This is a genomic window from Frateuria edaphi, from assembly GCF_021117405.1.
Lineage (GTDB): Bacteria > Pseudomonadota > Gammaproteobacteria > Xanthomonadales > Rhodanobacteraceae > Frateuria_A > Frateuria_A edaphi.
Genome location: NZ_CP088251.1, coordinates 2,147,028 through 2,160,246, shown reverse-complemented (window position 1 = coordinate 2,160,246; position 13,219 = coordinate 2,147,028). Strand labels below are relative to the sequence as shown.

Annotated in this window: 10 protein-coding genes; 8 read left to right on the top strand and 2 right to left on the bottom strand. The window is 69.0% G+C overall.

The annotated features are described in order from the left end of the window. Positions 1-16: 16 nt before the first annotated feature. Positions 17-2,284, top strand: a complete 2,268-nt coding sequence (locus LQ772_RS10195) for a thiamine pyrophosphate-dependent enzyme (protein WP_231320621.1) — start codon at positions 17-19, stop codon at positions 2,282-2,284. 176 nt (positions 2,285-2,460) lie between these two features. On the opposite strand, the gene LQ772_RS10190 is transcribed toward LQ772_RS10195, so the two are convergent. Continuing rightward, on the bottom strand, positions 2,461-4,140 hold the full coding sequence (locus tag LQ772_RS10190; RefSeq protein WP_231320620.1) for a GGDEF domain-containing protein: 1,680 nt from the start codon (positions 4,138-4,140) through the stop codon (positions 2,461-2,463). Between the two features lie 417 nt (positions 4,141-4,557). On the opposite strand from LQ772_RS10190, the gene LQ772_RS10185 reads away from it, so the two are divergent. The 7 genes from LQ772_RS10185 (at position 4,558) to purF (ending at position 12,752) form a co-directional block, all read left to right on the top strand. Next, positions 4,558-5,115, top strand: a complete 558-nt coding sequence (locus tag LQ772_RS10185; RefSeq protein WP_231320618.1) for an NADPH-dependent FMN reductase — start codon at positions 4,558-4,560, stop codon at positions 5,113-5,115. 122 nt (positions 5,116-5,237) lie between these two features. Continuing rightward, complete coding sequence (locus tag LQ772_RS10180; RefSeq protein WP_231320615.1) at positions 5,238-5,657, top strand: heavy metal-responsive transcriptional regulator; 420 nt, start codon at positions 5,238-5,240, stop codon at positions 5,655-5,657. Further along, entirely contained in the window at positions 5,654-8,176 is a 2,523-nt protein-coding gene (locus LQ772_RS10175; protein WP_231320613.1) for a heavy metal translocating P-type ATPase, read from the top strand. The genes LQ772_RS10180 and LQ772_RS10175 overlap by 4 nt, the downstream gene beginning before the upstream one ends. A gap of 108 nt (positions 8,177-8,284) precedes the next feature. Further along, entirely contained in the window at positions 8,285-9,577 is a 1,293-nt protein-coding gene (gene folC / locus LQ772_RS10170; protein WP_231320611.1) for a bifunctional tetrahydrofolate synthase/dihydrofolate synthase, read from the top strand. Positions 9,578-9,648: 71 nt separating this feature from the next. Beyond that, the gene (locus tag LQ772_RS10165; protein ID WP_231320609.1) at positions 9,649-10,626 is read left to right on the top strand and encodes an SPOR domain-containing protein; all 978 of its coding nucleotides are present in this window, start codon (positions 9,649-9,651) and stop codon (positions 10,624-10,626) included. A 22-nt stretch (positions 10,627-10,648) separates the two neighbouring features. Next, on the top strand, positions 10,649-11,245 hold the full coding sequence (locus LQ772_RS10160; protein ID WP_231320607.1) for a CvpA family protein: 597 nt from the start codon (positions 10,649-10,651) through the stop codon (positions 11,243-11,245). A 31-nt stretch (positions 11,246-11,276) separates the two neighbouring features. Then, positions 11,277-12,752 carry an amidophosphoribosyltransferase gene (gene purF, locus LQ772_RS10155; RefSeq protein ID WP_231320606.1) on the top strand — a complete coding sequence of 492 codons (1,476 nt, stop codon included), beginning with the start codon at positions 11,277-11,279 and terminating at the stop codon, positions 12,750-12,752. Positions 12,753-12,758: 6 nt separating this feature from the next. Here purF and LQ772_RS10150 read toward each other — a convergent pair whose 3' ends face one another. Next, a complete protein-coding gene (locus tag LQ772_RS10150) occupies positions 12,759-13,136 on the bottom strand; it encodes a VOC family protein (protein ID WP_231320605.1) in 378 nt (125 codons plus the stop codon). Positions 13,137-13,219 lie beyond the last annotated feature (83 nt).

Sequence of the window (13,219 nt, the reverse complement as noted above, 5' to 3'; positions counted from 1 at the left end):
TTTCCGAAGAACCGTCATGTCCCTGCCATTCCCCATCACTGCCCGCCACAAAGGCTTCAACCGCGCCGAGATCGTCGACCAGAACTTCAGCGAGTTCGTGACGCTGTGGGAAGGCCAAGTGCGCGGCGCCCCGCGGGATGATCAACCGGTGCTGCCGGGCAGTGCGCTGGACGCGCGGGGCTTTCGCGAACTGTTCGAATCGCAGCTGATCAGCCGCCACCTGGACCTGATGGCGCGCGTGCTGCGCGTGCAGAACAAGGTGTTCTACACGATCGGTTCGTCGGGCCATGAGGGCAACGCGATGGTGGCGCGGCTGACGCGGCACACCGATCCGGCCTTCCTGCACTACCGCTCCGGCGGCTTCATGGCCGAGCGCTTCCGCAAGCTGCCGGGCATGGACCCGGTGATGGATTCGGCGCTCTCTTTTGCCGCCAGCAAGGACGATCCGGCCTCCGGCGGCCGCCACAAGGTGTGGGGCTCCAAGCCGCTCTGGGTGCTGCCGCAGACCTCGACCATCGCCTCGCATCTGCCCAAGGCGCTGGGCACGGCGATCGCCATCGACCACGCGCGGCGCATCGGCCACGCGCTGCCGGTGCCGGACGACTCCATCGCCATCTGTTCGTTCGGCGACGCTTCCTCCAACCACGCTACCGCGCAGACCGCTTTCAATGCGGCCGGCTGGACGGCCTATCAGAAGCTGCCCGCGCCGGTGCTGTTCGTGTGCGAGGACAACGGCATCGGCATCTCGGTGAAGACCCCGACCGACTGGGTCGCGGCCAACTACCGCTCGCGCTCCAACCTGGACTACTTCTTCGCCGACGGACTGGACCTGGCCGAGGGCTACGCCCAGGTGCAGCGCGCGGTCGACCATTGCCGCAGCACGCGCCGGCCGACCTTCCTGCACCTGAAGACCACCCGCGTGATGGGCCACGCCGGCACCGACTTCGAGATCGAGTGGCGCAGCATCGAGGAGCTGTGCGCGGTGGAGGCGACCGATCCGCTGCTGCGTTCGGCTGCGATCGCGCTGGAATCGGGCCTGTACACCAAGGACGAATTGCTGGCGCTGTACGAAGCCACCCGCAAGCGCTGCTTCGCCGCCGCCGAGGACGCCGACCGCCGACCCAGGCTCGAGCGCCTGGACGACGTGATGGCACCGCTCGCACCTTACACGCCCGCCAAAGTGAAGGCCGAAGCCGAGCGCACCGATTACGCCGAGGCGCGCCTGAAGGCCTTCGGCAGCGAAGAGAAGCTGCCGGAGAACCAGCCGCCGCGTCATCTGGCCATCCAGATCGGCCAGGCGTTGCACGACATCATGGCCAAGTACCCCGAGTCGCTGCTGTTCGGCGAGGACGTGGCGCAGAAGGGTGGCGTGTACACGGTCACCAAGGGCCTGCATAAGACCTTCAAGAACACCCGCGTGTTCAACACGCTGCTGGACGAGACGGTGATCCTTGGCCTGGCCCAGGGCTACGCCAACATGGGCATGTTGCCGATCCCGGAGATCCAGTACCTGGCATATTTCCACAACGCCGGCGACCAGATCCGCGGCGAGGCGGCCAGCCTGCAGTTCTTCTCCAACGACCAGTACCGCAACCCGCTGGTGATGCGTGTGGCGTCGCTGGGCTACCAGCGCGGTTTCGGCGGCCACTTCCACAACGACAACTCGATCGCCGCGCTGCGCGACATCCCGGGCCTGGTGGTCGGCTGCCCCAGCCGCGGCGACGACGCGGCGACCATGCTGCGCACGCTCACCGCGCTGGCGAAAGTGGACGGGCGCGTGTGCGCCTTCCTCGAGCCGATCGCGCTGTACATGACCAAGGACCTCTACGAAGCCGGCGACGGCCAGTGGCAGTTCGCCTATCCGGCACCGGGCGAAGCCATGGTGCTGGGCGAGGGCAGGGTTTATGGCGAGGACGCGGAGGACCTGGTCGTGTTCACCTTCGGCAATGGCGTGCCGATGGCGCTGCGCGCCGCGCATACCATCGAGGTGGAGTTCAAGTGGAAGGTGCGTGTGGTCGACCTGCGCTGGCTCGCGCCGCTCAATGACGCTTTCATCGCGGCGCAGGCGAAGACGGCCAAGCGGATCCTGGTGCTGGACGAGGGCCGCAAGAGCGCCGGCGTGGGCGAGGGCGTGATCACCGCCATCGTGGAGGCGGGCCTTGGCGCCACGCCGCTGGAGCGGGTGGTCGGTGCCGACACGTTCACGCCGCTGGCAGGGGCGGCATTCCTGGTGCTGCCGGGCGAGGCGGATGTGGTGGCCGCGGCGCGGCGGCTGGCCGGCTGACGAAGCGCCAGGGCGCGAGGCAGGTCTTTTCCGCTCCGCCCTTCCGGCAACTGTCTCCGCAAGCGGGGGAAAAGCTGGCCGGCCGCGGGAAGAAGATCCAGGCCGGCACGCCTCCAGGTGAGTGCTCCCCGCTCACGCGGGAAGTACCGGCAGATGGATGGGCAGGCGTGGGCGCGCTATTTCTCCACCTCGGTCACCCGCGGCCAGATCTGGTCGGGGATGGCACGCGGCCGGTCGTACAGGCGCGCCTGGTTACGGCCGTTCACCTTGGCCTGGTACATCGCCTGGTCCGCCCGTTCGATCAGTGTTTCCACCGTGTCGGCCAGCGTGCGCATGGCCACGCCGATGCTCACGCTCAGCATGAACTCGCCGTTGACCGGGATCTCCAGCCGATGCACGCGCCGGCACAGACGGGTGGCGACCTGCATGGCCTGTTCTTCCACCACGCCATCCAGCATGGCGATGAATTCCTCGCCGCCGTAGCGACCGAGCAGGTCGGAGGGACGCAACTCGGCGCGCAGCGCCTCGGCCACTTCGATCAGTGCGCGGTCGCCCGCGCGATGGCCCTGCTGGTCGTTCAGCAGCTTGAAGCGGTCCAGGTCCAGGAACAGAAGTGCCACCGGACGGCCGGTGCTTTCCTCCAGCATGGTCTCGGCGCCTTCGTTCCATGCGCGGCGGTTGAGCACGCCGGTGAGCGAATCGTTGTCGGCCAGCGCGCGCACCATGTCGCGGTCGCGCCGCATCGTAAGCGCGCGGTCGCCCAGGCCGATCGAGAGCACGATCGCCTCGAACGCGCCGGCCACCACGCTGGCGTCGCTGATCCAGCCCATGTCGGGCAGGGCGCCACTGAGCTGCGCCGTGGACAGCGCGGTGAGCGCCAGCAGCGGCGTCCAGCCGACCAGGAAGAACCATGCGTGGCGGGAGCCGTGCGAGGCGGCCACGATGGCGGTGAGCAGCATGAGCAGTGCGCCCAGGATCAGCAGCGGATCGACCAGCGCCTGAGCCACGTCCACCAGCACGCCGATCGAACTGCTGCGCATCAGCACCAGCAGCGGCATCCCGATCGCCAGCGCCAGCACCGGCGCGCGCAGCAGGGGAGCAAAGCGCTGCAGCTCGCAGAATCGCGCCATGAACAGCGCCGCGAAAGCCACCGACAACGCGATCGAGGCCGACTCGAGCAGGCTGGCCGAGGGCGCCAGCCAGCTCGCCTCCAGCGGATGGAACAGGAAGCCGGTCTGGATGCTCTGGATCAGCGCGTAGCAGAAGATGTAGCCGGCGTACCAGAAGAAGGTGTTGTCGCGCAGCATCAGGGCAAAGCAGAGCGCCATCAGCGCCATCGCCAGCATCACCGCGAAGCACGCGCTGAACAGCGTCAGCCAGTGCGCGTCGTGGGCGAGGAAGGCGGTCAGCGATTCCAGGTGGAAACTCAGCGGCGGCGAAAGTCCGTCCACCGGCTCGAGCTTCAGCAGGATGACGGTGGAGGCGGGCACGCTGGCCGGATAGCGGAACGCCAGCCGCCCGTGGCCCAGCGTCGGCCCGCTGACGTCGTCCAGGGCCAGGCGGCTGATCGGCCCCTTCTCGTTATAGACGGTGATCCGCCCCAGCGCGGGCGGATAGATGGTGAGCACCCGCTCCTCGTCCACCCACGGCGGCTGCGGGCGCAGTACGACCCAGGTACCCAGGCCTTCGCGCGGAAAACCGTGCAGCAGTGAGGGGTCGAACGCGGCCAGCTGGCCCTTGTGGAATTGCTCCAGCACCATGGCGGGCGTGTCGCCGGCGCGCGCCTCGCGCCAGCCGCCGTCCAGCAGCATGGCCGCGTGCACCACGCCAAACCACAGCCACAGCAAACCGAGCACGCTGCCGATCAACGGGAGCCTGCATCGGTTCCAGATTCTCGCTGTGGACAGTGTTCGCATCCCCTTGTCCCCGCTTGGCGACGGCTGCAAGTCCCTGCAGTCCGCGGCCCCTCCTCTCAAACAAGCAAGCCGGAACTCCCGGCGGTGTGCCTGCGTTGAAGACGATCCTACGCGAATCGTCCGGTCCGTCGCCCGCTTTTTTGTAGGCGGGCCAAGGGCTGGGCTAGCAGGCTCCGTGCCAAGGGACGGAAGGCTTTCCGCGCTCACGGGGCGTTGCCGGCGCCGGCGGCATGCTCAGCCGAATCGCGGCCGTGTCTGACCTTGTGGGGTACCTATGGACCCATAGGAGCAGTCGCGCCGCGGCCTTTCACGAAACGCTGACGCCCGGCGGGGCGCGCACCACGCGGAGATACTCCCATGACCATCAAAGTGGCCGTTCTGGTCGGCAGTCTGCGCAAGGACTCCTTCAACCGCCGCCTCGCTCGCGCGGTCGAAAAGCTGGCTCCGGGTGAACTGGCGTTCGAACACATCGCCATCGGCGACCTGCCGTTGTACGACCAGGACCTCGACGGCAACTACCCGGCGCCGTGGAAGGCCCTGAAGCAACAGATCCAGGCCGCGGACGCCTTGCTGTTCGTGACCCCGGAGTACAACCGGTCTGTGCCCGGCGTGCTGAAGAACGCCATCGACATCGCCTCGCGCCCCTATGGCACCAACGCCTTCGCCGGCAAGCCGGGGGCGGTGATCGGTGCCTCGATCGGTTCCACCGGCAGCGCGCTGGCGCAGCAGCACCTGCGCAACACGCTGGCCTACCTGGACGTCCCATTGCTGGGGCAACCGGAGGTGTTCGTGCAGTTCAAGGACGACGGCCCGGTGGATGGCGAGGGCAACATCACCGTGGACAGCACGCGCAAGTTCCTGCAGGGGTTCGTCGACCGCTACGTCGAGTGGGTGCACACCATCCTCGGTCGCTGAGCGACCCGCAGGGTTGGCTTCCGCCCACTGCTTTTGCACTCACCCGGCTTCGGTGGGCTGAAGCCCCTGCCGACACGGAAGGGCTTGACTCTGGACCTGGATCAAAGGTCTAGACTTGGCCCATGAACACCCAAACCCCGCTCACCATCGGTGCCGTCGCCAAGCGCGCCGGCGTTGCCATCGACACCATCCGCTATTACGAGCGCGAAGGGCTGTTGCCCGAGCCGCTGCGACGTCCTTCCGGCTACCGCAGTTATGGCGAGGGCACCGTCGCCCAGCTGCGCTTCATCCGCCGCGCCAAGACCCTCGGGTTCACGCTGGAAGAGATCCGCGAGCTGCTTGCGCTTTCCACCGACCGGCAGCGCGGGGTGAAGGCGGTCAAGCAGCGGGCGCAGCAGCGCCTGGCCGACATCGAGGCGCGCATCGCCGAACTGGAGCGGGTGCGCGCCGGCCTGGCCGAACTGGTCGAAGCCTGCCCTGGCCACGGCTCGCCGGATGCGTGTCCGATCCTGCGCGCGCTGGACGGGGAGGAGCGGCCATGAGCGGCTGCTGCCACGCGCCCACGACGGCGGGCGAGCGCGATCCGGTATGCGGCATGACAGTGGACCCGGCCACCACGCCCCACCATGCCGCCCGCGACGGCCGCACCTACCATTTCTGTGGCGCACGCTGCCGCGAGCGATTCATTGCCGCGCCCGGCGACTTTGTCGGCGACACGCCGGCGCCGGCAGCCGCCTGCTGCCAGCGGGAGGCACACGACGCGACAGAGGGGCATGCACACCTCGTCAAGGACCCGGTGTGCGGCATGGATGTCGATCCGCACACGGCGGAACACCGCGCCGAGCATGGCGGAAGGACCTGGTATTTCTGCAGCGCGCGTTGCCGTGAACGATTCACCCAAGCGCCCGCGCAGTTCCTGGGCGAGCGCCCGACACCGCCCGCCGATCCCGGTGCCATTTACACCTGCCCGATGCACCCGGAGGTGCGCCAGGTCGGGCCGGGCGACTGCCCCAAGTGCGGCATGGCACTGGAACCGCTCACGCCCGGCGCGGACGCCAACGACGGTGGCGAGGTGAACGCGCTGGCGCGCCGCTTCGGCTGGCTGGTCGCGCTGACGCTGCCGGCGCTGGTGGTGGAGATGGGGCCGCACCTGACCGGTCGCCCCTGGCCGATGAACTGGGCGGGTACCTTGGGCTGGATCGAGGCGTTGCTCGCCAGCGTCGTGGTGTTGTGGGGTGGCGCGCCGTTCTTCCGGCGCGGCTGGCGCTCGCTCCGGCCATGGTCGCCGAACATGTATACCCTGATCGCGCTCGGCACCGGCGTGGCCTGGCTCTACAGCGTGGTCGCGCTGCTCGCGCCGGACCTGTTCCCGGCCGGCTTCCGCATCCACGGCCGCGTGGGCGTGTACTTCGAATCGGCGGCCGTGATCGTCACCCTCGTCACCCTGGGCGACCTGCTGGAGCTGCGCGCACGCCGCCGGACCGGTGAAGCGCTCAAGGCCCTGCTCGGACTGGCGCCCAAGACCGCCCGCCGCCTGGAGCACGGTCACGAGCATGACGTGCCGCTGGAGGCGGTGCGCGTGGGCGACCTGCTGCGCGTGCGTCCCGGCGAGAAAGTGCCGGTCGACGGCATCGCCACCGAGGGCGAGAGCCACGTCGACGAATCGATGCTCACCGGTGAGCCGATGCCCGTCGCCAAGACGGCGGGCGATCGCCTCACCGCAGGTACGGTGAACCAGGACGGCACGCTGTTGCTGCGTGCCCGGAAGGTGGGCGGCGAGACGATGCTGGCGCAGATCGTCGCGCTGGTCGCGCAGGCCCAGCGCAGTCGCGCGCCGTTGCAGCGGGTCGCCGATCGCGTGGCCGCGTGGTTCGTGCCCGCGGTGGTGGCGGTTGCGGTGCTGGCGTTCGCCGCCTGGGCGGTGGCCGGGCCGGAGCCACGACTGGCGCATGCGCTCATCGCCGCCGTGTCGGTGTTGATCATCGCGTGTCCCTGCGCGCTGGGACTTGCCACGCCGATCTCGATCATGGTGGCCAGCGGACGCGGCGCGCAGGCGGGCGTGCTGTTCCGCGACGCCGCGGCGATCGAGGCGCTGCATCGGGTCGACACGCTGGTAGTGGACAAGACCGGCACGCTCACCGAAGGACGTCCGGTGCTGAAGGACGTGCTTGCCTTTGGCGACCTGACGCGCGCGCAGTTGCTGGGTCTGGCCGCCGCACTGGAGCAGGCGAGCGAGCATCCGCTGGCACGCGCGATCGTTGCCGGCGCTGCTGCGGAGGGCATGGCGATACCGGCGGCGACCGGCTTCCGCGCGCTCACCGGCCGTGGCGTGCGCGCGCAGGTCGAGGGCCGCGACGTGGCGTTGGGCAATGCACGCCTGCTCGATGAACTTCATGTCGCGCTGGACGAACCCGCTGCGCATCAGGCCGAGCGCCTGCGTGGCGATGGCGCCACCGTGATGTTCCTGGCGGTCGAGGGCGGGCTGGCCGGCCTGGTGGCGGTGGCCGATCGCATCAAGCCCGACACGCCCGCCGCGCTCGACACGCTGCGGCGCGAGGGCCTGCGCATCGTGATGCTCACCGGCGATAACGCCACCACGGCGCGGGCGGTGTCGCACCAGTTGCGCATCGACGAGGTGCATGCCGATGTCTCGCCCGCGGACAAGGCCGCGGTGGTCGAGCGGCTCCGGCGTGAAGGACGTCGGGTGGCGATGGCGGGCGATGGCATCAACGATGCGCCGGCACTGGCGGCGGCGGATGTCGGTATCGCCATGGGCAGCGGCGCGGACGTGGCGATGGAGAGCGCGCAGGTCACGCTGGTCAAGGGCGAGTTGTCCGCGATCGGGCGGGCGCGGGCGCTGTCGCAGGCGACGGTGCGCAACATCCGCCAGAACCTGTTCTTTGCATTCGTCTACAACGCCGTCGGGGTGCCGTTGGCGGCCGGCCTGCTGTATCCGGTTTTCGGCGTGGTGCTGTCGCCGATGGTCGCGGCACTGGCGATGAGTTTGTCGTCGGTATCGGTGGTGACCAATGCGTTGCGGTTGCGGGGCGCGAAGCTTTGATCCGTCGCGGTGCGTGTGAGTCGCGGGAAAGCCAGGAAAGAACCAGCGACGAGGCACCCGATCCAGCGATGCCTTAAGCTGCGCGCCGCCCTGCCACGAAGGACCCCCATGCTCCGCACGCTCGCCGAATGGCTGGCCTACCAGGAAGGCGTCAACCCCCACAGTATCGAGCTCGGCCTGGAGCGCGTGCGCAAGGTATGGCAACGCATGGGCGCCCCGGCACCGGCACGGCGCGTGATCACCGTCGGCGGCACCAACGGCAAGGGCTCCACGGTCGCGTTGCTCGAAGCGATGCTGGCCGCGGCCGGCAGGCGGGTCGGCTGCTACACCTCGCCGCATCTGCTGCATTACAACGAGCGCATCCGCATCGACCGCCACGAAGCCACGGACGAGGCGCTGGTCGCCTCGTTCGAGCGCATCGAAACGGCGCGTGGTAGCGGTGCGGACGCCGTCCCGCTGACCTATTTCGAATACGGCACGCTGGCCGCGCTCGACCTGTTCGCCCGGGCCGATCTCGACGTGGCCGTACTCGAAGTCGGCCTCGGCGGGCGGCTGGACGCGGTCAACATCGTCGATGCCGACGCCGTGGTCGTTACCACCATCGACATGGACCACATGGACTGGCTGGGCAACGACCGCGACAGCATCGGCCGCGAAAAGGCCGGCATTGCGCGCCACGGGCGCCCGGCCATCGTGGGCGAGCTCGAACCGCCGGCCGGCCTGCTCGATGCGCTGGCCGCCAGCGGCGCGCAAGTGCAGCGGGCGGGGCAGGACTTCCGCGTGGAACGGCACGCCCGGGGCTGGCGCTGGCAACACCGCGACGGCACCGCGTTCGAACTGCCCGATCCGGCCCTGGCCGCACCGGTGCAGTACGCCAACGCCGCATCCGCGATTGCCGCCCTGCACGCGCTCGACGCCGCCGGCAGCCTCGAATCACCGATCGCGCTCGGCCAGGCGGCGGCCGATGGACTCACGGCCGTGCAGGTGCCGGCGCGCCTGCAATCGCTGGGCGGCGACCCTGCGGTGGTGGTCGACGTCGGGCACAACCCCCAGGCGGCGCGCGCGCTGGCCGATTGGCTCAAGCTTCGCCGGTTTCCGCGGGTGCACGCGGTCTACGGTGTCCTCGCGGACAAGGACGTGGCCGGCGTACTGGCCGCGTTGGGATCGCTGGTCGACCACTGGCACCTGGCCGGGCTGGACCGGGAATCGCCCCGGGGCCTGCCCATCGGCGCGCTGACCGAGGCATTGCGCCAGACCCTGCCGGAGGCGAAGTTCGACGCGCATCCGACCGTCACCGACGCGCTGGCCGCCGCGCGCGCGCAGGCGCGGCCCGGCGAGTGCATCCTTGCGTTCGGCTCGTTCTTCGTCGCGGGCGCGGTACTGGCTGAACCGGACGCCTGAGCGAACCGTGCCGGTGGCACGGGCAGGTATAATCGTCCTGTTGCATGCCGTGCCGCCTTGGAGTTCCAGTCTTGAAAACACGCCTGCTGGGTGCCTTCGTCCTGATTGCGTTGGCGGTGCTGTTCGTGCCGATGTTCTTTTCCAGCACGCCGCCCACGGCCGCGGGCGATCAGGCGGTGAGCCTGGCGATCCCGCCGGCGCCCGATCGCGACCTGCAGACGCGCACGATGAGCCTGGACCCGAATGCCCCGGCCAGCGGCAGCACGACCGCGCCGGTGATTCCGGCGCGCGCGCAGTCGAGCGCACCGGCATCGTCGGACCGCCTGGCCACGGTCGACATCGCCTCGCGCCGCCCGCACGACGTGGAAATGGAACCCGATGCGGCCACGCCGCCCGCGCCGGCGCCGCAACCGGAAACGCCGGCCACGCCCGCGCCGGTTGCGGAGCAGCCGGCCGCGAAGCCGGTCGAAGAACCGACGGCCGCCAGCGTACCGGCCGACACCGCCGGCACGGCCGCGCGCGGCAACTTCACGCTCAACCTCAGCGCCTATTCGAATGACGGCGCGCAGCGATTGATCCGGAAGGTGCGCGCGCTTGGCTATCCCGTCAGCGGTGCGCCGATCCGCCAAAGCGGCCGCGCGCTCACGCTGGTCACCGCCGGACCGTTCCAGACGCGCACGGCCGCCGAAGCCGCACGCCTGAAGATCACCCAGAGCATCCCCGGCGCGCCGGCGCACCTTGAAAGTGGCGCCAGCGACCAGCATGGTGATGTTGCCGCCGCGCCCGCGACACCTGCCGCGGCACCGGCGCGTGCCGGCGGTTACGCAGTGCAGGTGGCCGCGATGGGTAGCCAGGCCGACGCCAATGCGCTGCGCGACAAGTTGCGCGCGGCCGGCTTCGATGGCTTTACCGATTCGGTCAGCAGCGGTGGTCGCACGCTGTGGCGCGTGCGCGCCGGTCCGCAGATCCAGCGGACGGACGCCGAGCGCGTGCGCGACCAGATCAAGGCCAAGCTCGGGATGGCGGGCAATGTGGTGAGCGTGCCGTAAGGCGCGGTCCACCGGGGGCGGCATGAACTGGATCGACTTCACCATCCTCGGCGTGCTGGCCCTGTCCGTGCTGGTCGGACTGTGGCGCGGGCTGGTGTCGGAGGTGCTGTCGCTGGTCGCCTGGGTTGCCGCGTTCTGGGTCGCCTGGACGTTCGGGCCGGTGGTCGCGGCGCACTTCGAGCACAGCATTTCGCTGCCTGCGGCGCGGATCCTGCTCGGCTACGGGTTGTGCTTTGCGGTCGTGTTGATCGTCGGCGCGCTGCTGCGTTTCGTGGCGCGACGGTTGTTGTCGGGCATCGGCCTGGGCGGGCTGGACCGGTTGCTTGGCATGGTGTTCGGCTTTGCGCGCGGTGTGCTGCTGGTGACGCTGGCGGTGTTCCTGGCCAGCTTCACCGGGCTCACCCGCGAGGCTGGCTGGCAACGCTCGTTGTTGCTGCCGCAGTTCGCCGGCGTGGCTGCCTGGCTGGGTGACCGGGTGCCGGAAAGCGTGCGCCGTTACCTGCACCGGCCGGCCCCGTTGCCCAAGTTGCCGCCGGTCACCTTGCCGGTACTTCCGGGCGGTTCACCCGCGCCGGCGCAATCTGTCCTTTCGGCCGCTCAAGCCGCCACGCTCACCTGAAACACGCTTAACGACATCAGGGCATCAAACCATGTGCGGAATCATCGGCATCGTCGGTCCCACCGAAGTGGCATCGGCGCTTTATGACGGACTTACGGTGCTGCAGCACCGGGGCCAGGACGCGGCCGGCATCGTCACCGTCGATGGCGCGCACCTGCGCCTGCACAAGGGCAACGGCCTGGTGCGCGACGTGTTCAACCAGGCCTCGATGAGCCGCCTGCGCGGAAGCATCGGCATCGGCCATTGCCGCTACCCGACTGCCGGCTCCGACAACGCCGACGAGGCACAGCCGTTCTACGTCAACTCGCCCTACGGCATCGCCTTCGCCCACAACGGCAACCTGGTGAACACCGAGGCGCTGCGCCGCGAGATGTTCCAGGACGATCGCCGGCACATCAATACCGATTCCGATTCCGAGGTGCTGCTCAACGTGCTCGCGCACGAGCTGCAGATCCAGGACCGCATGGCGCTCACGCCCGATCAGATCTTCAAGGCGGTAGCCGGCGTGCACGCGCGCGCGCGCGGCGGCTACGCCTGCCTGGCGCTGATCCAGGGCTACGGCCTGCTGGCTTTCCGCGATCCGCACGGCATTCGCCCGCTGGTGCTGGGCGAGCGCGTGACGCCTGAGGGTCGCGAATACGCGGTGGCGTCCGAATCGGTCGCGTTCGACGTGCTCGGCTTCAAGCGCGTGCGCGACGTGGCGCCCGGCGAGGCGGTCTACATCACCGTCGACGGCGAGTTGCACGCGCGCCGCTGCGCCGAGGCCGCGGTGCATGCACCATGCATCTTCGAGTACGTCTACCTGGCGCGGCCCGATTCGATGATCGAGGACGTTTCGGTGTATAAGGCCCGTCTGCGCATGGGCGAAAAGCTGGCGCAGAAGATCATGCGCGAATGCCCCGACCACGGCATCGACGCGGTGATCCCGATCCCGGACACCGCACGCACCGCCGCCAGCTCGCTGGCCACCGCACTCGGCGTGCCGTTCCGCGAGGGCTTCGTCAAGAACCGCTACGTCGGCCGCACCTTCATCATGCCGGGGCAGGGCGACCGCGTGAAATCGGTGCGCCGCAAGTTGAACGCGATCGACCTGGAGTTCCGCAACAAGACGGTGCTGCTGGTGGACGATTCGATCGTGCGCGGCACCACCTCCAGGCAGATCATCCAGATGGCCCGGGATGCGGGAGCGAAGAAGGTGTATTTCGCCTCGGCCGCGCCGCCCGTGCGCTATCCGAATGTGTACGGCATCGACATGCCTTCGGCCAGCGAACTGGTCGCCGCCGGCAAGACCGAGAAAGAAGTGGAGCAGATGCTCGGCGCCGACTGGCTGATTTACCAGGACCTGGCCGACCTCGTATGGGCGGTGCAGGACGGCAACGAGGAGCTCAGGCAGTTCGATACGTCCTGCTTCTCCGGTGAGTACGTCACCGGCCTGGACCGCGACTACCTGCAGCAGATCGAGATGCTGCGCTCGGACGACGCCAAGGCCGCCCGCCGTAGCGCGTAACCTCGCTCACCGGATGTTGTGGCCGATGTGCCACAACACGCCGGAGGGATCGATCAGGTGGAAATCGCGGATGCGCCACGGGCGGTCCGCCGGGGCCGTCATCCGCACGTTGTGCTCGCGATAGCGGCCGACGATGTCCTGTTCGACCAGGTGGCGGTGCCACGCGTCGGCATCGTCCACCAGCAGGTGCATCATGAAGTTGTCGGCGTGCGCCTGCTCGTAGAAGCGCTGCAGCAGGAAACTGCATTCGCCTTGGGCGAAGTAGGCCACGCCATCGAAGTTGGACTTTTCCTCGAAGCCCACGTCGGCGTAGAAGCGTCGTGACAGGTCGTAGTCACGTGCTGGCACGAACGCCTTGATCTCGACCGCATGAAGGTTGGACATGTCCTGTTCCCTGGAGACGTGGAACGCCACTATGCGGTCGATGGGGTGGCGTTGCAACGCAAGCCGCGACGTAAACTTGCCGC